Origin of the sequence: Rhizobium sp. BG4 (assembly GCF_016864575.1) — a bacterium.
GTDB lineage: Bacteria > Pseudomonadota > Alphaproteobacteria > Rhizobiales > Rhizobiaceae > Rhizobium.
Genome location: NZ_CP044127.1, coordinates 711,472 through 734,242, shown reverse-complemented (window position 1 = coordinate 734,242; position 22,771 = coordinate 711,472). Strand labels below are relative to the sequence as shown.

Below are 22,771 nucleotides of genomic sequence, written 5' to 3'. Positions count from 1 at the left end.
CATGACCACAACTGAGAAGAGAGCGGAGGGCGGATCGCCCTCCAATACCGCACCGCGGATGATCAAGGTCTGGGACCCGATTGTTCGCATTTTCCACTGGACGATCGTCGCCGCCTGTACCCTCAACCTCTTTGTCCTTGAAGAGGGCAAATATTGGCATCGCGTGACCGGATATGTCGTTGCCGCCGCAATTTTCATCCGGATCATATGGGGCTTTGTCGGCACAAAGCACGCTCGCTTCCGTGACTTCCTGCCAACCCCGGCCAAGGTCAGGAAACAGGTCCGCGGGATCATGACGCGCAGCGAGGACCGATATATCGGTCACAACCCGCTCGCTTCCACCATGATGCTTGTGCTGATCGGTTTGCTCGCAGCCACGGCCCTGACCGGCTGGATGACGACGCTTGATGCCTTCTGGGGAGAAAAATGGCTGGAGCAATTGCATGGGACCATTGCCAACAGCATTATGGTGCTTGTTTTCATTCATGCCGGCGCCGCCATCATCGAAAGTTGGAGACACCGGGAGAATTTGGTCTGGTCGATGGTAACGGGTCGCAAGAAACTATGAGGATCCTGCTGATCGAGGATAGCGCCCGGCTTCGCGATCTCGTCAGCGAAGCCGTCAGGGATGCCGGTTGGAAGATCGACGCCTTTGCAACCGCCGAACTTGGTCGCGCAGCTCTGGCCGATCACACGTATGATCTGTTGCTACTCGACCTCGGCCTTCCGGATGAAGACGGCCTGGATGTCCTGAAATCCCTGCGTGAGGAAAAGCTGCAAACTCCGGTGCTTGTCCTGACAGCCCGCGGTGCCATCGATGAGCGTATCGCCGGGCTTGACGCGGGCGCTGACGACTATCTCGCCAAGCCGTTCCACAACGGCGAACTCGTCGCCCGAATTCGGGCCCTCATGCGACGGGCGCCTGTGACGTCCATGCCAGTTCTGGAATACGGCGCTCTGCGGATAGACGTCGCCTCGCGTCGGGTCATGTGTTCGGGGCGGAAATCACTCTGGCCCCCTCGGAAAAGGGCTTGCTTGAGCTCTTGATGCGAAATGGCGGTAAAGTCGTCGCGAAATCGAAGATCGAGCATGCCTTTTCGGAATTTGGAGACGAAAAAAGCAGCAATGCCGTCGAGCTCGCCGTCTCGCGGCTACGCAAGAAGGTGGAGGGACATAAGACGGGGACCTTGATCGAAACGGTCAGGGGGGTCGGATACATGATGCGCGAGGTGCCTGATTGAGCCGAAACCGCCCGACGCTCGGCACCATAGTGGCCAAGAGAATCGCGTTCTTTGCGGTTCTCGCAATGCTTGTTCAGCTTGCCGTCGTCATCTCCGACTACTACTGGAACACTGGTGAACTGTCTCGCCTCTACGTCGAACAGGAAACCCAACGACTGTCTGAGGGGATTTTCGTCGATCGCGACACCGTTCGCTACCAGCTTCCGCAGACGATCCGGGATCGATATCGACAGGACGGGGCTGGCTATTTGGCAAGGATCCGCAGCGCCAACGGCACACTCCTATTCGAGTCCTGCGATCCGGCCTGCGAAGATCGATTTCTTCCCGTCGATATCGACAGGCCGGATTTCTGGTTACGGTCGCTGAAGTCTGGCAAGCCTCTCACATTGGTCGGGGGGCGGGCATTTTTTATCGCAGGCCAGCGGTTTCTGATCGATGTCGCCACGCTTGGTGATCCACAAGAGGTTGTTTCCGACGTCTTGTGGAACGAGATCATCGAGCACCTTGTCGTGCCAATGAGTATTTTGCTCATTCTCGTGCTTGGGGCCACATTGCTTTCCGTACGACAGGCTCTCGGACCGGTCCGCGCCGCCGCCGAGGCAGCAGACCAGATCGATCCGATGGATGCGCGCTCTCATTTGAAGTTCGACGAGATGCCGCGCGAGGTTGCTCATCTTGCCATTGCCGTTAACAGGGCGTTCGAAAGGGTGGCGGAGCTCATGACGTCGCAAAAGACGCTGACCTCGGGGATCGCGCATGAAATCCGCACGCCGCTAGCAGCAATGAAGCTGGAACTTGGGCATATCGATCATCCGCGCGCGAGGCTGGTCGAGGCCGACCTCGATGATCTCGTGCGCTTCGTGTCCCAGCTAACGTCGCTCGCCCGCCTTGAAAGCTTCGATCACGGCGCTTTTGAAACTGTTGACCTGATCGAGGTGTCAACATCTGCCGTCGAGCAGGTAGCACCCTGGGTATACGAGAACCTGCACTCCGTAGAGCTTATAAAAGACGTCGACAGCGCGCTGGTCAGGGGAGTTCCGTCTCTCTTGCGCGATGCGGTCCGTAATCTGATTGAAAACGCCGTTCGTCATACGCCGGAGCGAACCCATATCGTCGTCCGCGTCGGGTCCCATCTTATAGAGGTTGAAGATCGGCGGATGGCAGCTGTCGACCAAACTGTCAGGGAAGCAGAGACCGACAGCCTTGGGATAGGGTTGAAAATTATCGGCCGAATTGCCGAGATCCATCGCGGCAAGCTAAGGCGCTCGACATCGGCAAGTGGGTCGACCTTCACCTTAACCTTCCGACCATGAGGACCAGGTTGACCCGGGATACAGATGCAGCATGTCGCGTGGGTTGCTTCACTCAAGGCCTGCGAGGAAGCTGGCGGCTTGTCGCCTGGTCTCGTCACGGCTCTCATCACTCATTCTCGACCATGTTGCGTAAGGCTGTACCAAGCGGTGGTTGGAGCTCAGCTTGTCGCGGTTGCGATCGAGGAAGTCCCAGTACAGAGCGTTGAACGGACAAGCCTTGCTTCCCACGCGCTGCTTTGGATCGAAGCGGCAACAGCCGCAATAGTCCGACATCCGGTTGATGTAATTGCCGCTGGCCGCATAGGGTTTGGTGCCGAGGAAGCCACCATCGGCAAACTGGCTCATTCCAATGACGTTCGGAAGCTCGACCCATTCATAGGCATCTGCGTAGACCTCGAGATACCACTGGTGAACTTGCTTGGGATCGATGCCAGCCAGCAGGGCAAAGTTCCCGGTGATCATCAGTCTTTGAATGTGATGGGCATAGGCGTGGTCGATCGTTTCCGTGATCACCGTTGAGAGGCAATTCATATCCGTGTCGCCGGACCAGTAAAACGAGGGCAGCGCGCGGGTGTTGCCGAAATAATTGCTCTCGGCATAGTCAGGCCCGGCGAACCAGTAGATGCCCCTCATATATTCACGCCAGCCAATGATCTGGCGGACGAAACCCTCGACCGCGTTGAGCGGTGCACGACCCTCATGATAGGCCCGTTCAGCCGAAAGGCAGACCTCGAGCGGTTCGAGGAGCCCGACGTTGATGTAAAATGACAGAAGCGAGTGGTTAAGCCAGGGCTCACCCTGCAGCATCGCATCCTGGGTTTCGCCAAACTCTGGCAGAAAATCCTCGATAAATCCGTCGAGCACCTTCAAGGCGTCGGAGCGGGTAACTGCAAAGCCAAAGCCCTCAAGCTTGCCGAAGTGGCCAGGAAACAATTGTCCGACCGAGTTCAGCACCTCGGTAGTGATGGCATCCGGCTCAAACTCCAGGTGTCTTGGTCTGAGGAGACCCGGCTCTGCCGGCTTGCGGTTTTCGGAATCGAAGTTCCATCGTCCGCCAAGTGGCTTGTCGCCTTGCATCAGTAGCCCGGTTTTTCGTCGCATTTCCCGATAGAAAAACTCCATCGTCAGCGACTTGCGGCCCTGCGCCCACTGCCGGAACTCCCGGTGCGAGCAGATAAAGCGGTGATCGCGCCGAAGTTCGACCTCAAGGCCCAGGGTATCCGACCAGCTCCTAATTTCCTTGAGGACGCGCCATTCGCCAGGTTCCGTGATGCATATGGCGGAAGGGCGGAGTTCGGCACTCGCACGCTGGACCTCGCCGGTGAAAGAGCCGGTGTTGGTCGGCTCGTCGATCGTGGTGTAGCGAACTTTGTAACCGGCTCCTCTCAACTCATCAGCAAAATGGCGCATGGCCGAAAAGATGAAGGCGATCTTCTTTTTGTGATGACCGACATAGGTTGCCTCGGCCATAACTTCACACATGAGTACGCTGTCATGGTCTTTGTCGGCGCCATCCAGCGACGAGATACTCCGCGACAACTGGTCTCCAAGGATGACAATCAGCCTCGACACAAAAACTCCCCTATCTGTCTCTGCATATCAGTTGTCCGCCGCTCGACGCGGTTATGTCAGAGTGCCTTGCCGATCAAGGCGCCAACGAGACCGGTGACGACCATGGCCATGGCTCCCCAGAACGCTACCCTGATCGTTGGCTTGATGATACCGGCGCCGCCCGCCCTGGCACTGACAGTGCCGAGCGCTGCGAGGAATATCAGAGATATGACCGGGATTGCGAGTTGAATTGAATGAGGCGGCGCCAAAATTGCGGTGAGGACGGGAACGATTGCGCCGGCTGAGAACGTCAAGGCCGAGGTCAAGGCGGCTTGAACGGGCTGTGCCGTAGACGTCTCAGTGATACCGAGCTCGTCTCGTGCGTGCGCATGCAGGGCGTCATGAGCGGTCAACTGTCGGGCGACCTGAAGCGCCAATTCCTTGGAGACGCCACGCGCTTCGTAAATCTCGGCGAGTTCAACCAGTTCGTGTTCAGGCTGATCGTCGAGCTCACGCCGTTCGCGCGCGAGATCGGCAGCCTCGGTATCAGCCTGGGAGCTGACGGAAACATATTCGCCCGCCGCCATAGCCATAGCGCCAGCGGCGAGCGAGGCGAAGCCGGCAACAAGCACCTGTGAGGTTGAAGTGGATGCCGATGCTACGCCGACCATCAAGCTGGCGGTTGAAATGATGCCGTCATTTGCGCCGAGAACCGCTGCCCGCAGCCAGCCTATCCGCTCGATCGAATGCTTTTCGATATGCCTGTGCATGGCCCACCGTCGCTAAAGGCGGTTGAAACTGCTTCAAATGTTATCTCGGAAGGTCACGCAAAATCCAGTCGCGGACCCGCATAGCTCCGATGCGCGGCTGCCTTGGTCGTGGGAAGATGCTGCGAAGGAAGTCGCGATCCTTGCCGCGCGGCTCATTCTTGGCCAATGCCCTTGCGCCTGCATTCCTTCCTGGTGACCGAGAGACCGGCGCGGACGCATTCCTCACGATATATTGCAGATCTCCGGAAAGATGCCTTCTGAGGTATAGTTTTGCAGATCGCAATCGTGATAAGCGTTGGCGCCCCTCATCACCCGCCGAAGGCTGTCATAGAGATGAAGCGACTTACCCCTGAGCAGTTCTCGAAATGCTCGACGATACAAGCAAGCTCAGACGTCTTCCTGAAACATCGACCAGTCTGGCATCGCTGGAGGAACTTGGTCTCATAGGGCCAGATCTGACCCTCACGGATGCCGGGAAGGCAATCGTGTCGCGCCGGACGAAAGATCGTTTCACGCGCAGCGTCCACTGATCGAGTTTCTTTATCGCAGGTCGCGGCTTGCAAAGCCTCGTTTGAAGAACGCCGGTTCCGCTTTGCATGTTCAGATTGTCAGCTTCGCGTCAGTCGCGAACTCGCCACAGGCGTGCTGAAAGGCACCCTGGCAAGCTGCTTTGCCTTTCCTGGGTTGTGACGTTAACGGGGCCTAAAAGATTCGGTGCGAAAAATCGCAAGCGTGGGAGAGAAGGGTGAGCTTCGCGTGAGGGGCGGGCCGACGACTTTTCTAGCGATGTTATTGAAAGTCATATTTTCGGGAGTTCGAAGTGCTGAGAGTTATGTCATGTATCGCTTACGAGCATAATCTCGCCTATGTTTTAGCCGCGGCCGTTCTTTGCATGTTGATGTGTACGGTCACCGCCAGACTTTTCGATCAGGCCGTTCGTTCTCCCGCCACGTCACGTCTCTCCGGCGCTATTGTCGCGGGCATCTCCGGAGGTCTGTCCATTTGGACGACGCATTTCGTGGCAATGCTAGGGTTCAAAATGCCGACAGAGTTGGCATTTGATCCCTACCTGACTGTCGGGTCGCTCCTTCTTGCGGCACTGTTTTCAGTCGCCGCCTTTACTATCGCGATCAACCTGTCGAGACCCGCGATACCGTGCGTTTCGGGCCTCTGTCTTGCCGGCGCAATCCTTTCCATGCATTTCGTTGGGATGACGGGGCTAAGGAACGCCGACGCGCTTTTCTGGGACCGCCGTATGCTCGTCGCGGCAGCGGCATTGGCGTTTGGCTTCGGGGTCGCGACGATGGTTACCCTGATCCGTCTGCGTTCAAGGATAGGCCTCGGTCTTGGCCTTGTCCTTATGACACTGGCCATCTGCAGTGCTCACTTCACGGCAATGACTGCGGTCACGATCGAACCCGGGCCGTTGCAGGCTGCTGCGAACGGTACGCTATCCAATAGCATGCTGGCGGTTCTGGTGGTCGGCGCCGCGATCATTTTTGCGGGAGCAGTCGTTATTGTAACTGACGCACGCGCGCAACGCGAGCTTCTCGAAGCGTATCGTTTCGCTGCGCACCACGATGCTCTGACAGGCTTGCCAAACCGAGCCCATCTCTATGACGAGCTGACGAGGCTTTTGGATGTGGCGACGTGCCGGCCTGGGCGTCTTGCACTGGCGGTCGTTGATCTCGACCATTTCAAAGAGGTCAACGACGTCAGGGGACATCAAGCCGGTGACGAACTGTTGCAAGATGTCGCTCGGAGCCTGTCGGCTTCGCTTGGACCAAACGAATTCGCGGTTCGCATGGGCGGGGATGAATTCGTCGTGGTCAGGCACAACATCGCAGCGGATCAAGACGTCGAGGAATTTTCGATGCGGGTGCTGCGCGCGATCGTCAGAAGCGACGGCTCGCAGCCTTCGCTTTTGTCTGTCGGTGCAAGCGTTGGCGTGTCGGTTTACCCCACGGATGCTTCGGATGTCGAGGAGCTGATAGCACGGGCAGATTCTGCTATGTACCGCGCAAAGCGCTCCGGCGGCAGCCGATTCTGCAGATACGAATTCTCCATGGACGAAAAGCGACGCGACAGGACGGCGCTTGCTGCGGATCTAAGGGTTGCCTTGGACAGGGACGAATTTGTTTTGCATTTTCAGCCCCAGGTGAACGCAGCTTCCGGAGACATACTGGGTCTGGAAGCGCTCCTGCGCTGGAACCATCCGCAAAGGGGCTTGATCCCGCCTTCGGAGTTTATCCCTATCGCAGAGGAAACCGGGCTGATCGTCCCGATCGGAAGATGGGTTTTGGTCTGTGCCTGCAGTCAGGCGGCATCATGGCCGCTTCCGGTCAGAGTCGCCGTTAACATCGCCTCGGCGCAGCTTGGAGAACCAGGATTTCGGTCGATGCTGGCAGAGATATTGCAAGGCTCGGGGTTGCCTGCGCAGCGGCTAGAGCTTGAGATAACAGAGGCGAGCGTCATCGAGGACCGGGAGCGCGCGCTTGCGGTGATCACTGAGCTGAAGGAACTGGGGGTTCAGATCGCCATGGATGATTTCGGCACGGGATATTCGTCATTGTCTACCTTGCAGATCTTTCCCTTCGACAAGGTCAAGATCGATCGCTCCTTTATAAAGGACATCAATGCGAACACCGTCTCCCAGGCCATCGTCAAGGCAACCCTTCTGCTGGCCGACTGCCTCGACATGAAAGTGATCGCCGAAGGCGTAGAGCGTCCCGAGCAGGCCGCATTTCTGCGCGGCCTCGGTTGCCATGAGCTACAGGGCTATCTTTACGGTCGACCGGTGCCGCATACAGACGTTGCTTTTTCGTTGACGCCGCCTGAACGCACCAACGTGGCAGGGGGTCCACCCCGCTGGCAGATAAGGGCCGACAAGACGCCAAAGGTCGAGGGCGGAGCAATGGTTCCGTCGGGGCGTCGCTCCCCTCTCTGCAATCTCTTATGGATTTGAGCAGCGCATGGCGCTTGTCTTGGCGAAAGGTCATTACCCTCCCGCCGTCGCCAAATCAGATCGTTGCGCGGCTCTAATAAAGCCGCAGTCCACGAGGTTCGTAAGATCACGCACAAGGACCTTTTTATCACGTATTTTCCCGGCTGCGAGGGTTAGGACCCTCTTGCGACCTTAGAGGCCTCGGCCCCACCCGTAGTAGGAGGGGCGGACTTTCAGTAGGCTCGGCTTTTCCCTGATCAATCTGTTGACCGCCTTCGAGAGAGCAAGCCTGCGCAGCGTGGAATGGCTGATTACACCGTGGCCGTGGAAGTCGATCAAAAGTGCTCGCACCGAAATGCGCTCTTCATCCGAGCCGATCCACCCATCCTCGATCAGCTCCTGCAGCACGTTGAGGCATACGGCTGGAGCCTCGTCCGTTGCTGTTTCCTCGGGCTTCATCGGCTTTCTTCCGCAACGCTTTTCATGCAACCTGCGCAAGGCCGGCGTCTTCATTCGGGCCCTCGACCGGCTCCCAGTTGCAGCCGGCACGATAGCGCCAGGCCAGCCGTCCTTCCTCGTTGAGGACAATGAGGTGCATCCATCCGTTGTCGAAGAGCGATTGGACAGATGGGTGCCGGCGCAGAACCACTGCTATCTCTTCCTTGGGCGCCTCCAGCGCCACAGTGAGCCGTTTCGGGTCGTGCATCAAATTCGCACCGTCGTGAACTGATTGCCAGGGCAGCCCCGTCCGCAAGTTTCCGCCGTTTCCCTCCAGAACGCCGATGCCGCCCACCGCGTTGTGCAGCAATTTGTTTCCAGACCCGAACAGCGACGGGGCAACCGCGGAGCCAAAATATTGCAACCCGATCCAACTGGCCACGACGACCGGGGCAGTCAGGATCAGCTCCAGGATTTTGAAGTCGACATCACGGTGCCATTCGTAGTCATGCAGGAAGACCCGTCCGCCGAGAGAACGTCCCCGCGTCCTGGTGCGCGGCGCCGCTATGAAGGCCGAGCAGCCGGCAAGCCCGGCTTCCGGCCGCATCTGGGCCCATTGACGGCCACGTGTGCCGATCGTGTCTGCTGACGATCCGCGCAGGCGACCCGTCCGCTCTGCGCGCGCGAGGTCACCGGCTTGCTGGAGCCACGTTCCTACGGTGGTCAGCGCGGATCTTTCGATGCCTTCTGGAAGGTCGCTTTCAAAAAGCGTCACATCGTCCGACGCAGTGTCATGGAGCGCGCCGACGAAGACAGTGTCGGTCGGAACGTCGATCCCCCTCGCAGCCAGGCCGTTTCTGACATCGACTTCGTTCAGCATCATCGCCAGCAGCCGCGCGCTGACATCGCCTGCATGGCCACCACATGCCCCGCATTGCAGAGCGCTGGCAAAGGGATTGTTGACGACCTTTGAACCGTGTCCGACCAGCAGAACGATGGGCGCGAAATCGGTGATGAGGCCCATCCCGCGCAAAGCACCCTCCGCGACGTCCGTCTTTCTTTCCGCAGTCATTTGATCGGAGAGTTGCAGCGGGTAGACCTTGTTGCCCGCCTTGCCTGTTGCCAAGGTCGATAGAATGAGGGGCAGGGCAGCCAGGGGACCGGCCGCTTCGACAAAGGCAAAGGAGGAGACTGCGGCGACCTTGAATCGGCTCCAAGCACGCTTGGCACGGGCGGTTATCTGCGCACCCCGATCCTTGCTGGCACTGGAAGCTTCGCACGCGAAGACCGAAGGCTCAACCAGCACCGGTAGCCGATTTTCCGAGGTGACAGTGCCCCGGCGCCGGAAACTGGCGCCCACACCGAAAAAGCCGGCAAAACCGCGCGTCTGGATACCAGCGTCGGCGCTTTCGAGCGCTCGCCTGAACGTTTCCGAGCGTACGTCGATGCAGAAGGCTGCCTGAAGGCTCGGTCGTCCCGTCCGCTGGCGACTGTCGCACCTCTCTTCAAGCAAGCTCTTGAGTTCGCGCTGGTAGGCGCGTTCTGTGGCTGTTTGTAGCACCGCATCGATCAGGTCTTCAACGCCTGGCGATATCGGTTGACGATGAGCAGCGAGCGCTTCGGACCAACGCGTCCTGACGTCGGCGGGACTAATCTTGTAGAGCGCCTCTTCGAACACCAGGCGGACGGTGAGTAGCTCGAATAGTGTTGTGTCGCGATTTCCATCTCGTTCAGCGAGCCAGTTCAGGTGCCGGGCGTGCTGGGCCCAGCCGCCCATGCTCACCAGGAGCTGATGAAAATATGTTCCCGGTTCGCCAATCCCGAGCCCTCGGCACGCATTTGAAAATGCGGCATCTGCGGTTGCGGCAGCGTGAGCGACGTGAGACGCAAAACCGCTCAGCCCCGACAACTCCGGCGTCAGGTCATGCATCGCGAAGTGACGCCAGCTTGCAAACAGCCCCTGATCTTGCGGGGCCGCCCATAGAGCTTGCCCGGCGTCGAAATAGCCGCTGGCAAAGCTCGATATGCGATCGCCAATCAATCCCTCCCAGTCCCTCCCGTCAAAGGCCGCGGCGATGCTGGCAAGCGACGGAAGGGGTGCGGAGCTGACAGGCTCGTTCGAAACACCTTGTTTTATCTGCGCAAGATCCAGTTTTGCAAACGATTCACGTGAGGCGATCGCGCCGACAATATCATCATCACGGATGGTCCCATCGCGTAGCTTTTGGACGTAATAGAAACGCGGCGGGGCAAGTCGGATGCCGGCAAGCCTTTGGAACAGCGCCGAGACATTTTCCAGGCTCTCGTTTGCCTGGCCCAGGAAAGGGTTGACGGCAACAGTGGCTTCGAGCGGCCAGGCGGGAGGGATCGCCCGGACTGCAGCTTCTGCGACGAGAAGAAGATCGTGGTTGTGAGCTGTTTGCAGTTGCATGGTCAGTCCTTGGTGATTGTTTGGGCGGCGGAAATCGCGCCGGTGGAGCGCAGGAGTTTGTCGACGATCGGCTGCACGTAAAAGCCGTTTGAGACGTGGACGCGCAAGCCAGCGCAAGCGGGATGATGGGCCCATTTTGGCAGCAGCGCCTGCATAACGGCGACCGCGCCGAACGATAGGAGTGCGAGGACGATCAACGTCCATTCAAGGGGACCGGCCGGCGGAGGGGCAGGAAGGGCGCCCGCTGTCAGCCGCTCCAGTAAATGCTGCAGGGCAAAGTAGGCGACGGCGGTGCAGAGTGAGAACATGGTGGTGCGCAAGGTCAGCGATCTCGGCGCGGTCTCCGCCATTCCCTGTGCGACAAGGTAGGCGATGCCAAAAATGAGGATCGTGCCAAGGGCAATCGCCTGCGGCGGTTTTTCGGTGATGCCGAAGGCGATGCCGATGAACAGGTAAACCCCTATCGCAATGGCGAAAGACTTTCCGACCGCCAACATGCTTGGTGAGGAAACGGGTCCGGGTCGACGCGTTGCAAGAACCTGTTCAACAGCCGAGCCTGACGCCAGAAAAGCGTGAGCCTTATAGAGCGAGTGGGCAATGATATGGAGAAGCGCGAGCGGGAAGAGAGCGAGGCCACACTGCAGAATCATGAAACCCATCTGCGCGACGGTCGACCAGGCCAGTGACGTCTTGATTGCCGGCTGCGTCAGCATGACAACACTGCCGAACAGTGCCGTAAAGCCTCCAAGAATGATCAGGGCTGCAAGGACGGCTGGTGCCTGGACCATGATGTCGGCGAACCGAATGAGCAGAAAACCGCCGCCGTTGACAACGCCCGCATGCAGCAGTGCCGAGACCGGGGTCGGGGTCTCCATGACTTGGGTGAGCCACCCGTGTGTGGGAAACTGTGCCGAGCGCAGGAGCGCTGCAACGGCCAGCAGCCCTGCCGCCCAGTGGATCACGCTGGTTGATTGGGAGACCTGGAGCGATGAGAGCTGAAGGCCGCCATCCGTCCACCAAAGCAAGACAAGCGCCGCGACCATGGCAAGGTCGCTCCCACGGGCAAACAGGAAGGCCTGATGCGCAGCTTTTCTAGCCTGGGGTCTATCAGGATAGAACAAAAGAAGTTTGTTTAGTGCAATGGACGAGCCCACCCATCCTACCAGCAGTCCGGCAAAGGATTCTGATTGGACGGCAAGAAGAACCGCAGCGATCGTTGTCGCCATCCACCCCATGAAGCGCGCCTGCCCATTCTCCGTATCCAGCGCTATCTGAGAATAGCGCACGACCGTCCATGATATGAATGAGACGAGAAGAAGCATTGCCACACTGACGACGTCGATGCGTGAGGCCAGAATATCGAAATGGCCGCCGGCACCGGTGGAGGTGCCGGCACCAAGGCCCAGGAGGATAGCGACACAAAATGCCGACACCAGAAGCGCAGCGATCGCGGCATTCTCAACGATAGTCGCTGCGGTGCGAGGTTTCGCTCGCGGACTAAACGCATAGGCAGCGGCCAGCAGGAATATTGTCGGACAAGCGAGTGGCGTGAGGTAAATCAAAGTCGGCTCCTGTTATGCTCAAGGAGGACCTATCCCACGCCGTGGCTCGTTAAAAATACATTGATTGCGTAATTTCGTTCTTTTAAATAGAACGATGGCAGACCTCAACTATCATCATCTCCGCTACTTCTGGGCCGTTGCACATGAGGCAAACCTCACCCGCGCCGCCTCGCTCCTCAATGTTTCCCAGTCGGCCCTGTCTCTCCAGATCAAGCTTCTGGAGGAGCGATTGGGCCACGCTTTGTTCGAGCGGCGGGGGCGTCAGCTCCACCTCACCGAGGCGGGACGTATCGCACTCGATCATGCAGATACCATCTTTGCGGCAGGCGACGAACTGATCGCCACGCTTCGGGAAAGTGGAGCAACCAGACGCACTGTTCGCATCGGGGCATTGGCGACATTGTCGCGCAATTTTCAGATGGAGTTCCTTCAACCGATCCTGGGTCGTCCGGATGTAGACCTGGTTCTTCGATCTGGCAGCTCGCGCGAGCTGATAGAGGCGTTGCAGACACTGAGCCTCGACATCGTCTTGTTGAACAAGTCTCCCGCGGCTGATCCGATCTCCGGCTTGATCGCCCAGCACGTATACGAGCAACCCGTCAGCCTTGTCGGAAAGCCGTTTCACGCCCGAACCGGCGCATCGGTAAAGGAGCTTCTGGCTGCATATCCATTGATCCTCCCAACACCGGAGAGTGGCGTTCGCTTCCAGTTCGACGCCATCGTCTCCGGCCTGGGCGTCCAGCCGCAAATTGCCGCCGAGGTCGACGATATGGCAATGATGCGTTTGCTGGCGCGGGCAGGGGCCGGACTTGCGGTTCTTCCCCCGATCGTCGTCAAGGGCGAGCTTCAGACCGGTGAGTTGATCCAGTTTGACGTCCTGCCGAGCATCATCGAAACATTCTATGCGGTTACCGTGCGAAGGCGGTTTCCAAACCCGCTGGCAGCGCTGTTGCTAAAGCGAGATCATGATTGACGCCGGGTTACTCGACCCCTTTTCACATACCGCTCATCCGCTGCAGACCGTCCAGTATCGCCCTCCGTTCGCTGAACCTTTCGCAGCCTGACGTCCTGCCGTGACACGGTGGGGTGGGGCAAACGGTCTGCTTTCGATCGGTTTGCAATCCATTCTAGCCTCCGGTCAAGACTTCGGCCAGCAGGCACCAAACGTTGCATTCCTTTCGTGAGCCAGAACTGGACTGAGAAGATGACCTTCTTTCCGGCGTTTTGAAGCTGGTCAGCATCGCAGCGATGAGACAAAACCTTCGCGATACTTCGCTGGCGTCGTTTCGAAGCGGGTCTCGAAGGCATCGTAAAAGCGGGAGAGCGACCCAAAGCCGCTTTCGAACGCAACAGAAGCGATCGGTAGCTCGGAGGAGATCAGAAGGGACTGCGCTGTGTCCAGCCGATGTCGTGTAACAGCCTGATGCATTGTCATGCCGACTGTCTTCTTGAAGACCGTCATGGCGTAGTTTGGATGAAGCCCCGCCGCGGCCCCGACAGCGGCGATGTCGATTGGGCCAAGGGCGTGTTCGGCGATATATCTCAGCATCACCTCGACTTTCGGCAGCCTGTCGGCGTCCATATCACGAGACGATACGAGAGCGGAGCCCTGTTCCCGCAGATCACGCCAGCCATCCCGTCCGATCCGTCGGATGCGCGCCACGAGCTCATCCCTGACGATCTGCTCGACTTCCTGATCGCCCGACAGCAGCTCCTCGCGCCAGCGCAGGAACATGTCCCTGTCAAAGCTTCTGACGCTGATTGCTTCGATCAGCGCGCCCCTGAAGACGGCGTCTCGAAATGGTGCCAGGCCGTGCAAGTTCACAAGAACGCTCATCGGGACGTATAGGCAAACGAAGTTCGTCGGGTCGGTCACCTCAGTGACTTGATGGGGGACCATTCCCCAGAAGAGACAAAGCTGGCCTTCCGAGATCTGAAGGAGTCGTCCATCCAACCAGTAGGTCATACGCCCTTCAAGGACGAGGTTGATCTCGACCTGGCTGTGCATGTGAGGACCGCTCATGCGGCGCACGTCAAGGCGCTCGCCCGCACAGAAGCGATGATCTCCGAATACGACCAGCGGGTGTCTCGTCGCGCCGGAATGCACCGGAATGGATTCGTCCTCGAACATGCCTTCTCCTGTAAAACGCGGACATCTTAGTATCCAGGAAGCGTATGCTTCAAGAGCGGTAGCAGAATTCTGCGCGATGTGATGTGGCTATGGCAAGGGCCGGAGGTACTCGGACGGCCCGCTGTATATCGGTCAGGGAGGAAGAAATGACCTTTAAGAACTATATTTATGCATTCGCGATGAGCACGGCTTTCATGGCGTCCGGCGCCTGGGCCGGCGAGCTCGTTCTCAATTCGGATCAGTCGGATCCCGCCCCGAAAAAGGCAATGGAGGAGCTGATTGCCGATTTCCAGGCCAAAAACCCCGACATCAAGGTCAAGTGGAACAACTTCGACCACGAAGGCTACAAGTCGGCGATCAGGAACTTCCTGACTGCCGATGCGCCTGATGTCGTGGCCTGGTATGCAGGTAACCGCATGGAACCGTTCGTGAAGGCCGGGCTGTTCGATGACGTGACGGACGTCTGGAAATCAAACGGCTTCGACGACCAGTTGAAGTCCGCCGCGGCGTCCATGACCATCGACGGCAAGAAGTGGGGCGTGCCTTATACCTATTACCAATGGGGCATCTACTACCGCGCCGACATCTTCAAGGACAAGGGCATCGAGCCGCCGAAGAGCTGGGATGAATTGATTGCTGCCTGCGCGAAATTGAAAGCCGATGGCATTACCCCATTCGCAATCGGGACCAAGGCGCTCTGGCCGACGGGCGGCTGGTTCGACTACCTCGATCTGCGCGTCAACGGCTACGAATTTCACATGGACCTGACCTCTGGGAAGGTCGCCTACACGGATCCAAAGGTGAAGGCGGTCTTTGACAAGTGGGCGGAGCTTGTAAAGCCGGGCTACTTCATCGAGAACCACGCAGCACTTGACTGGCAGGACGCGATCCCCCAGTTCGTTCAGGGCAAGGCCGCCATGTATCTCATGGGGAATTTTGCGGTCGCGCCGATGAAGGACGGCGGATTGAAGGAAGACCAAATCGGCTTCCTGCAATTCCCGCAGATCACTGCCGGTCTTCCGGTTTCCGAAGAGGCGCCCACCGACACCTTCCACATTCCGGCCGCAGCCAAAAACAAGAAGGACGCCAGGACGTTCCTCGCGTATCTGGGCTCTCCGGAGGCTCAGGCGAAGATGAATGCCACGCTCGGACAGCTTCCGGTCAATAACAAGGCTCCAAAGCCTGAGGACAAGTTCCTGGAAGCAGGCTTCACGATGCTTTCGAGCGCGCACGCACTTGCTCAGTTCTACGATCGTGATGCGCCGGCGGACATGGCAAAAGCCGGCATGGAAGGCTTCCAGCAGTTCATGGTGAAGCCGGACAAGCTCGACGCGATCCTTGAGCGGCTCGATAAGGTTCGCGCCCGCGCCTACAAGTGAAGCAAAGCCTTCTGAACCTACGCTGCCGGATGACTCTCCCCATTCCGGCAGCGCCTTTCGTTGAGGAAATAACAATGGTCGTCCGAAAAGCGACCCCAGCCGGCATGTGGTCAAAAAACCAGCGCCACTGGGCTCCAGTTTTGTTTCTTGCGCCAGGCGCGCTGATGTTTCTTGTCTATGTGATCGCACCTGTAGCGCAGTCGGTGTGGATCAGCTTTCACGACTGGGATGGCCTTGGCGCCATGACATGGATCGGCCTTGGCAACTATGTCGAACTTCTCGGTGACGATGCCTTCTACACTTCGCTCGAGAACAATCTTATCTGGCTGATCCTCTATCTCCTCGCCGTGCCTGCCGGGCTCGCAGCGGCGCTGTTCCTGAACCAGACGGTTGCGGGTATTCGCATCTACAAGTCGCTCTTCTTCTTTCCTTTCGTGATCAGCCAAGTCGTCGTTGGACTTATATTCACCTGGTTCTACGCGCCGAACTTCGGCCTGTTCTCCGCCCTGATACATTCGCTGACGGGCACCGAGGTCGCCATTCTCGCCGACGAGCGTTTCGTGACCTACGGCATCATCGCGGCCGGTCTCTGGCCGCAGATCGCCTATTGCATGATCCTCTACCTAACCGGCCTCAACAACATCAACCCCGAGCAGGTCGAGGCAGGGCGCATGGACAGTGCAAAGGGCTGGAGCCTGTTCTGGCACATCGTTCTGCCCCAGCTTCGGCCGGCGACCTTCATTGCCGTTGTCGTCACCGTTATTGGCGCGCTACGTTCGTTCGATCTCGTTTCGGTGATGACTGCCGGAGGACCGTACGGGTCCAGCCGTGTGCTTTCCTACTACATGTACGAGGAAGCTTTGTCGGAATACGGCTTCCGAATGGGCTACGGTGCGGCGATCGCCGTCGTCCTGTTCGTGATCATGATGGTCTTCATCACCTTCTTCCTCGTTCGCATGATCCGGCAGGAAAGGAACGCGTGATGTTTCCGACACCAGTTCAAAAAGCGTCGCCCTGGATTTCATGGGCCTATCAGATCCTCTTGCCGATACTGCTGGTCATTTGGCTTCTTCCTCTTATCGGGGTCGCACTCACCTCGATCCGCCCATCCGGTGATCTCGCTGCTGGCAACTATTTCGGCATGCCTTCCGGCTTCGCCGGCGTCGAGAACTACACCTCAGTCTTCCGGGATTCTCCGATCGGCTGGTATATCCTTAATTCGTTCAAAATCACCGTTCCAACCGTGATTGGCGCAGTCGGACTGTCGTGCCTATGTGGGTTCGCGCTTGCGGTCTATCGCTTCCGCGGAAGCCTCTTCCTGTTCTTCGTCTTCGTTGCCGGCAACTTTATTCCGTTCCAGATCCTCATGGTTCCAGTCCGCGATCTTACTCTTAAGATGGGTCTTTATGACACCGTGACCGGCCTGGTCCTTTTCCACGTCGCTTTCCAGACGGGTTTCTGCACTTTGTTCATGAGAAACTTCATCAAGGGTCTGCCCTTCGCGCTCATCGAGGCGGCGAGAGTTGAAGGCGTCTCCGAATGGAAGATATTCCGGCACATCGTTCTTCCCCTGATGCGACCGGCCATCGCAGCGCTCTCGGTTCTTATCTTCACCTTCGTCTGGAACGACTATTTCTGGGCAACTGTCCTCGTGCAGGGTCAGGCAGCCATGCCGGTCACGGCCGGACTGAACTCTCTGAACGGTCAGTGGGTCGCTGCCTGGCACCTGGTTTCTGCCGGTTCGATCGTGGCGGCGATGCCCCGGTCCTGATGTTCTTTTTCATGCAACGGCACTTCATCGCCGGGCTTACTCTTGGAGCAACCAAAGGATGACTGAGATCGTCACAATGACGAGCGGCCCGCTTTCCCTCGTAATTGGTCTACCCACAGCAGGGATGCCGGAAATCATTTCCTTTGGGTTGAAAGCTGCGACGGGCCGGATTTGGCGCGACGATATGCGGTCGAGCCGGGTCAACGGCATGGATGAGGCCGGGCCTTCGGCGGTCCTTCTACCGACAGGAGGCCTCGGTTATTTCGGTTGGCCTGCCATTTCAGGCCATCGTGACGGACGAGACTTCGTTCTACAGTTCCGGGATTGGAAGGCCAGGCACGACGGATCGACGACTACTCTGCACGCCGTAGATCCGGTGGCGGCGATCGAGATCGCAATCAACATCTGTATGAGTAACTCTGGTGTCCTGTCCATGTCGACCTTCCTCACGAACCGCGGCGCAGAATACACGGTGGATCGCTGCATGGCCGCGAGCTTTCTTCTTCCGCAGGGGGAGGCTACGCTGAATTACTTCACGGGCATGTGGGGACGCGAGTTCCAATCGAGGTCGTGTCGCGTCGATCACTCGCTCTGGCTACAGGAAAACAGACGCGGGCGAACGTCCCACGACAAGCCTCCACTTATCTCGGTAGAGGTAGGAACGCAAAACCTCTTGTTCCATCTTGGATGGAGTGGCAATCACGTGATCGCCGTGGATGTTCTCGACGACGGCCGGCGTCTTGTCCACCTTGGCGAGCTTTTCGAGCCGGGCGAGATCAGGCTTAAGAGGGGCGCGACCTATAGCAGCCCAGTCGCGTACGCTTGCAGCGACGACGCCTGCTTCCATGCGTTCGTCCGTGATGAGCTATTGCTCTGGCCCAAGGGGATAATGAAGCCTCGTCCGGTCATGTTGAACACTTGGGAGGGGAACTACTTCGATCACCGTCTGGATTCGCTCAAAGCGCAGGCAGACGCTGCGGCGGCACTCGGGATTGAGCGTTTCGTGCTCGACGACGGCTGGTTTGGCAAGCGGGACGACGACACGACAAGCCTCGGCGACTGGACTGTCGACAGCCGCAAGTATCCCGATGGCCTGACGCCGCTTGTCGATCATGTCATTGGACTGGGGATGGAATTCGGCATCTGGTTCGAACCTGAAATGGTGAGTCCTCAATCCGACCTGTTCAGGGCTCATCCCGAATGGGTTCTTCAGGTTGACGGTCGCCCATTGCTCCTCTCCAGGAACCAGTTGGTTCTCGACCTCAGTAGGCCGGAGGTCGGCGAATACCTTTACGGGGCGATTTCGGCTTTGCTTTCGAAGCACGCCATATCATACGTGAAATGGGACATGAATCGCGACTTGACCCATGTGGGCGGCCGCGACGGCACGGCGCGAACCTCTGCGCAGACGCAAGCGGTGTATACTCTGATGCACCGCATTAGGTCGGCTTTCCCGCATGTGGAGATCGAATCCTGCGCTTCGGGAGGCGGACGGATAGACTTCGGCGTCCTTCGTTACACGCACCGGGTCTGGACATCGGACTGCACTGACGCGCTAGAGCGGTTGGAGATTCAACGCGGTGCGTCGTCTTTGCTACCGCCCGAGATCCTGGGGGCGCATATCGCAGCCTCGCCGAACCACCAGACGGCTCGTCGTTTGTCGCTTTCCTTCAGAGCGATCGTCGCGCTCGCCTACCATCTGGGCGTCGAATTGGATCCGGTCGCTCTCTCCGAGGACGACAGGGTCGAATTGTCGCGCTGGATCAAACTGCACAAGGACTTGCGGCCGCTGCTTCATGCTCCGGACGCACAGTTCCGGATGGCGCCTGAAGATGGCCGCTACGTCTGGGGGGCAGCGGACAACGACCGCATGGCAGTGTTCGTCGCGCAGGGGCCGCAGATGGTCGCAGAGCAGCCTCCGCCGCTGAGGGTGCCGGCGCCTCAACATGACGACCGCTCGTGGAGGGTCAAGGCGATCCACCCTGCAGAACCCGATTTCATCCGAGTGTCGGACATGCAGCGTCGTTTATTGAGGGGCGAGCTTTCGTTCTCGATCCCGGACCTCACCGAGCTGGGACTGCCGCTGCCAATGCTGAGACCGGAGAGCGGCTTGATCCTTGAACTTGAACCCGTAGCAGGAGTGCATTGAATGGGTGCTGTGACGCTGGAAGGCGTGACCAAAAGCTTTGGCTCAGCCGCAGTGATCAAAGGTGTCGACCTTGATATAGCGGACGGAGAGTTTTGCGTTTTTGTCGGACCGTCCGGTTGCGGGAAATCCACGCTCCTGCGCATGATCGCCGGTCTTGAAGACATTTCGTCGGGCAAGCTCGCGATCGACGGCAAGGACATGACACGGGTCGGTACGGTGCAGCGCGGCGTCGCGATGGTCTTTCAGTCCTATGCGCTCTATCCTCACATGACCGTCGCAGAAAATATCGGATTCGGCTTGAAGATGACCGGCCATCCGAAGGCGATGATCACCGAGCGGATACGGCAGGCCGCTGTAATGCTGCAGCTTGAGGCTCTACTCGATCGAAAGCCCTCGCAACTTTCGGGAGGCCAGCGCCAGCGCGTCGCCATTGGTCGTGCGATCGTCCGTAATCCGGAAGTTTTTCTGTTTGACGAACCCCTGTCGAATCTCGACGCCTCGCTGCGTGTTCAGATGCGCACCGAAATCAGCAAGCTGCATCAGGACTTGAAATCCACCATGATCTACGTGACGCACGATCAGGTGGAGGCCATGACGATGGCCGATAAAATCGTTGTGCTTCAGGCTGGCCTGGTCGAGCAAGTCGGGACACCTATGGAACTCTATCACCGTCCCAAGAACATGTTTGTGGCGGGCTTTATCGGCTCCCCGAAAATGAACTTTCTCAAGGCGGTAGCATCGGCGATAGATGGCGGCATACGAGTGACGCTGCCTGGCGGAGCGTCGATCGATGTCGCGGGAAGCGGTGCGGTGCGCTCGGGTCAAGAAGTTACTTTGGGCATCAGGCCGGAACATCTGGAAAGCCAGGAAGGCGACGTGCTGCTCGACGGAACGGTAAGGCTCGCCGAACGGCTGGGATCGGAGACGATGCTTCACATAACGCTTACAGAAAACAGCGGGATAACCGCCAAGGCTGATGGCCTTTCTACAGCACGACCGGGCGACAAAATCGCCGTTGCCATTCCCGCCCGGGCTTGTCACGTCTTCGACGCTAATGGTGTCGCAGTTATCAATGGGGATCTGACGCGCTGATGCTTGGTGTTTGCTATTATCCGGAACACTGGCATGAAAGCCGGTGGAAAGCTGATGCCGAGCGTATGCGGCAGATCGGCATATCATTCGTCAGGATCGGTGAGTTTGCCTGGTCAAGACTGGAGCCCAGGCGTGGCGATTTCCAGTTTAATTGGCTTGATCGTGCGATAGACGTCCTGCATGCCGCAGACCTCAAAATCGTCCTGGGCACACCGACTGCGACGCCGCCTAAATGGCTTATGGACGACCATCCGTCCATAGCACCTGTCGACGAGCATGGTCGAACCCGCGGCTTCGGCTCGCGGCGACACTACACGTTTTCATCAGACGTCTGGTGGGCGCAATCGCGTCGCATCGTAGAGGCCGTCAGCAAACGGTACGGTGAACATCCAGGCGTCGTCGGCTGGCAGACAGACAATGAATACGGCTGCCACGATACGACCCTTTCCTGGGGGGCAGAGGACCTCATTGCCTTCAAGCGCTGGCTGCGATTGCGCTACCAATCGACGGATCAGTTGAACGAGGCCTGGGGCTCGGTATTCTGGTCCATGGAGGTCAACTCATTCGAAGAGGTCTGTCTCCCAAACATGACCGTAACCGAGGCGAACCCGGCGGCAAGGCTCGACTTCTGGCGATTCCATTCCGATCAGGTTGCCGCCTATGACAAAATGCAGTGCGAAATCATTCGACGTAACTCGCCTGGCCGCTGGATCACGCACAACTTCATGGGCTTCGTAAACGACTTCGATCACTGGCAGGTTGCGGAAAATCTCGATCTGGCGTCCTGGGATAGCTATCCCATCGGCTTCGTGGAGAAGTTTCCCTTCAACGAGACGGAGAGAGACCGTTGGGCTGAGACCTCTCATCCTGACATTGCCGCGTTTCATCATGATCTTTATCGGGGCGTGGGCAAAGGCCGCTTCTGGGTCATGGAGCAGCAACCGGGTCCCGTCAACTGGGCGCCCTGGAACCCGGTGCCCAAGCCAGGCATGGTCCGCCTCTGGACGTGGGAAGCGCTAGCCCACGGCGCTGAAGTCGTCAGCTACTTTCGCTGGCGGCAGGCGCCTTTCGCTCAAGAGCAGATGCATGCCGGCCTCAATCTGGCTGGGCTCGACGAACTCTCTGTCGGCGGAGAAGAGGCAAAAATCGTAGGGCGCGAGCTGCAAGAGATCGGCGCTCTGCCGCAAACAGGGCAGGCTTCCGTCGCTCTCGTCTATGACTATGAGACATACTGGGCCACCATGATCCAGCCGCAGGGCAAAGATTTCAGGTACGACGAACTTGCCTTCCGCTGGTACGAGGGCGTTCGGCGTCTGGGGCTTGACGTCGATTTCGTGAGGCCAGGCGCCTCTCTCGAGGGCTATGCCGTTGTACTCGTACCATGCCTCATGCACGTATCTGACGAGGCATACCGGGCGCTTTTGCGAGCGACGGGCAAGGTGTTATACGGCCCCCGTACAGGTTCGCGCGACCGCAATTTCAAAATTCCTCAAAACCTCGCGCCCGGTCCGCTCGCCGATCTGACCGGGGTCCGGGTCACGCAAGTCGGCTCGATGCGCCCCGGTCTCTCCCGCTCCATCGATGGGCGGGTTTCCGGGCTTGGAACCAGGTGGGAGGAGCATCTTCAGACAGGGGCCAATGTGCTCGCACGCTTCGATGATGGAAGGCCTGCGCTGACGCAGAACAACAATCACTTCTACCTTTCTGTTTGGGCCAGCGAAAATCTTCTGCGATCGACACTCACGCAATTGTGCGACGAGGCTGGATTGAAGCCTCAGGCCCTACCTGAGCATGTGCGCATGCGGCGCATCGGAAATATCCAATTTGCATTCAATTACGGGCCGCAGCCACACCTTTTGGATCATGAATTTGAGTTTATCATTGGCGCAAGTAAGATCGAGGGTGGCGACCTGGCGGCGTGGCGGACACCAGATGATACATCGCAGACCGCATCGCAATCGAGGCCGTGACAGCACTGTTCAGTTTTTCCTCTCACTGA

The 22,771-nt window shown here is 58.4% G+C and carries 15 protein-coding genes and 2 pseudogenes; 11 read left to right on the top strand and 6 right to left on the bottom strand.

The features are described 5' to 3' along the window. The first annotated feature begins 1 nt into the window (after nucleotide 1). The 3 genes and pseudogenes from F2982_RS31190 (at nucleotide 2) to F2982_RS31180 (ending at nucleotide 2,554) form a co-directional block, all read left to right on the top strand. The gene (locus F2982_RS31190; RefSeq protein ID WP_203431367.1) at nucleotides 2–568 is read left to right on the top strand and encodes a cytochrome b/b6 domain-containing protein; all 567 of its coding nucleotides are present in this window, start codon (nucleotides 2–4) and stop codon (nucleotides 566–568) included. Beyond that, a pseudogene (locus F2982_RS31185) lies at nucleotides 565–1,241 on the top strand (response regulator transcription factor). The gene F2982_RS31190 and the pseudogene F2982_RS31185 overlap by 4 nt, the downstream one beginning before the upstream one ends. Then, complete coding sequence (locus F2982_RS31180; protein ID WP_203431366.1) at nucleotides 1,238–2,554, top strand: ATP-binding protein; 1,317 nt, start codon at nucleotides 1,238–1,240, stop codon at nucleotides 2,552–2,554. The pseudogene F2982_RS31185 and the gene F2982_RS31180 overlap by 4 nt, the downstream one beginning before the upstream one ends. 48 nt (nucleotides 2,555–2,602) lie before the next feature. On the opposite strand, the gene F2982_RS31175 is transcribed toward F2982_RS31180, so the two are convergent. Next, nucleotides 2,603–4,126 carry a cryptochrome/photolyase family protein gene (locus F2982_RS31175; RefSeq protein ID WP_203431365.1) on the bottom strand — a complete coding sequence of 508 codons (1,524 nt, stop codon included), beginning with the start codon at nucleotides 4,124–4,126 and terminating at the stop codon, nucleotides 2,603–2,605. A 56-nt stretch (nucleotides 4,127–4,182) separates the two neighbouring features. Further along, complete coding sequence (locus F2982_RS31170) at nucleotides 4,183–4,875, bottom strand: VIT family protein (RefSeq protein ID WP_148194963.1); 693 nt, start codon at nucleotides 4,873–4,875, stop codon at nucleotides 4,183–4,185. 820 nt (nucleotides 4,876–5,695) lie between these two features. On the opposite strand from F2982_RS31170, the gene F2982_RS31165 reads away from it, so the two are divergent. After that, a complete protein-coding gene (locus tag F2982_RS31165; RefSeq protein WP_203431364.1) occupies nucleotides 5,696–7,840 on the top strand; it encodes an EAL domain-containing protein in 2,145 nt (714 codons plus the stop codon). Nucleotides 7,841–8,011: 171 nt separating this feature from the next. Here the strand turns inward: F2982_RS31165 and F2982_RS31160 are convergent, their stop codons facing one another. From F2982_RS31160 to F2982_RS31150, 3 genes are read right to left on the bottom strand one after another with little or no spacing between them, the layout of a single operon-like run. Then, nucleotides 8,012–8,332 carry a hypothetical protein gene (locus F2982_RS31160; protein ID WP_203431363.1) on the bottom strand — a complete coding sequence of 107 codons (321 nt, stop codon included), beginning with the start codon at nucleotides 8,330–8,332 and terminating at the stop codon, nucleotides 8,012–8,014. Continuing rightward, complete coding sequence (locus F2982_RS31155) at nucleotides 8,301–10,688, bottom strand: DUF2309 domain-containing protein (protein ID WP_203431362.1); 2,388 nt, start codon at nucleotides 10,686–10,688, stop codon at nucleotides 8,301–8,303. Before F2982_RS31155 ends, F2982_RS31160 begins: the two co-directional genes overlap by 32 nt. A 2-nt stretch (nucleotides 10,689–10,690) precedes the next feature. Beyond that, nucleotides 10,691–12,250 carry a proton-conducting transporter membrane subunit gene (locus F2982_RS31150; protein WP_203431361.1) on the bottom strand — a complete coding sequence of 520 codons (1,560 nt, stop codon included), beginning with the start codon at nucleotides 12,248–12,250 and terminating at the stop codon, nucleotides 10,691–10,693. A gap of 94 nt (nucleotides 12,251–12,344) precedes the next feature. On the opposite strand from F2982_RS31150, the gene F2982_RS31145 reads away from it, so the two are divergent. Beyond that, complete coding sequence (locus F2982_RS31145; RefSeq protein WP_112717145.1) at nucleotides 12,345–13,223, top strand: LysR family transcriptional regulator; 879 nt, start codon at nucleotides 12,345–12,347, stop codon at nucleotides 13,221–13,223. Between the two features lie 261 nt (nucleotides 13,224–13,484). Here F2982_RS31145 and F2982_RS31140 read toward each other — a convergent pair whose 3' ends face one another. Then, entirely contained in the window at nucleotides 13,485–14,381 is an 897-nt protein-coding gene (locus F2982_RS31140; RefSeq protein WP_112717143.1) for a helix-turn-helix domain-containing protein, read from the bottom strand. 146 nt (nucleotides 14,382–14,527) lie between these two features. On the opposite strand from F2982_RS31140, the gene F2982_RS31135 reads away from it, so the two are divergent. The 6 genes and pseudogenes from F2982_RS31135 (at nucleotide 14,528) to F2982_RS31110 (ending at nucleotide 22,742) form a co-directional block, all read left to right on the top strand. Further along, nucleotides 14,528–15,760, top strand: coding sequence for an extracellular solute-binding protein (locus tag F2982_RS31135; protein ID WP_203431360.1), 1,233 nt, complete (start codon nucleotides 14,528–14,530; stop codon nucleotides 15,758–15,760). A gap of 74 nt (nucleotides 15,761–15,834) precedes the next feature. Continuing rightward, entirely contained in the window at nucleotides 15,835–16,743 is a 909-nt protein-coding gene (locus tag F2982_RS31130; RefSeq protein ID WP_246777700.1) for a sugar ABC transporter permease, read from the top strand. Beyond that, nucleotides 16,743–17,593, top strand: a pseudogene (locus tag F2982_RS31125) (carbohydrate ABC transporter permease). The gene F2982_RS31130 and the pseudogene F2982_RS31125 overlap by 1 nt, the downstream one beginning before the upstream one ends. Continuing rightward, the gene (locus F2982_RS31120; RefSeq protein WP_203431359.1) at nucleotides 17,590–19,680 is read left to right on the top strand and encodes an alpha-galactosidase; all 2,091 of its coding nucleotides are present in this window, start codon (nucleotides 17,590–17,592) and stop codon (nucleotides 19,678–19,680) included. Before F2982_RS31125 ends, F2982_RS31120 begins: the two are co-directional and overlap by 4 nt. After that, entirely contained in the window at nucleotides 19,681–20,772 is a 1,092-nt protein-coding gene (gene ugpC / locus F2982_RS31115; RefSeq protein WP_203431358.1) for a sn-glycerol-3-phosphate ABC transporter ATP-binding protein UgpC, read from the top strand. Beyond that, nucleotides 20,772–22,742: a beta-galactosidase gene (locus F2982_RS31110; protein WP_203431357.1), complete on the top strand. Its 1,971-nt coding sequence runs from the start codon at nucleotides 20,772–20,774 to the stop codon at nucleotides 22,740–22,742. Before ugpC ends, F2982_RS31110 begins: the two co-directional genes overlap by 1 nt. The last annotated feature ends 29 nt before the right edge of the window (nucleotides 22,743–22,771 follow it).

Excerpts from the sequence above, each read along its gene's own strand:
- F2982_RS31110 (WP_203431357.1), top strand. The coding sequence starts at position 20,772 with ATGCTTGGTGTTTGCTATTATCCGGAACACTGGCATGAAAGCCGGTGG.
- F2982_RS31155 (WP_203431362.1), bottom strand. The coding sequence starts at position 10,688 with ATGCAACTGCAAACAGCTCACAACCACGATCTTCTTCTCGTCGCAGAA.
- F2982_RS31130 (WP_246777700.1), top strand. The coding sequence starts at position 15,835 with ATGGTCGTCCGAAAAGCGACCCCAGCCGGCATGTGGTCAAAAAACCAG.
- ugpC (WP_203431358.1), top strand. The coding sequence starts at position 19,681 with ATGGGTGCTGTGACGCTGGAAGGCGTGACCAAAAGCTTTGGCTCAGCC.
- F2982_RS31160 (WP_203431363.1), bottom strand. The coding sequence starts at position 8,332 with ATGAAGACGCCGGCCTTGCGCAGGTTGCATGAAAAGCGTTGCGGAAGA.
- F2982_RS31140 (WP_112717143.1), bottom strand. The coding sequence starts at position 14,381 with ATGTTCGAGGACGAATCCATTCCGGTGCATTCCGGCGCGACGAGACAC.
- F2982_RS31120 (WP_203431359.1), top strand. The coding sequence starts at position 17,590 with ATGACTGAGATCGTCACAATGACGAGCGGCCCGCTTTCCCTCGTAATT.
- F2982_RS31190 (WP_203431367.1), top strand. The coding sequence starts at position 2 with ATGACCACAACTGAGAAGAGAGCGGAGGGCGGATCGCCCTCCAATACC.
- F2982_RS31170 (WP_148194963.1), bottom strand. The coding sequence starts at position 4,875 with ATGCACAGGCATATCGAAAAGCATTCGATCGAGCGGATAGGCTGGCTG.
- F2982_RS31135 (WP_203431360.1), top strand. The coding sequence starts at position 14,528 with ATGACCTTTAAGAACTATATTTATGCATTCGCGATGAGCACGGCTTTC.
- F2982_RS31145 (WP_112717145.1), top strand. The coding sequence starts at position 12,345 with ATGGCAGACCTCAACTATCATCATCTCCGCTACTTCTGGGCCGTTGCA.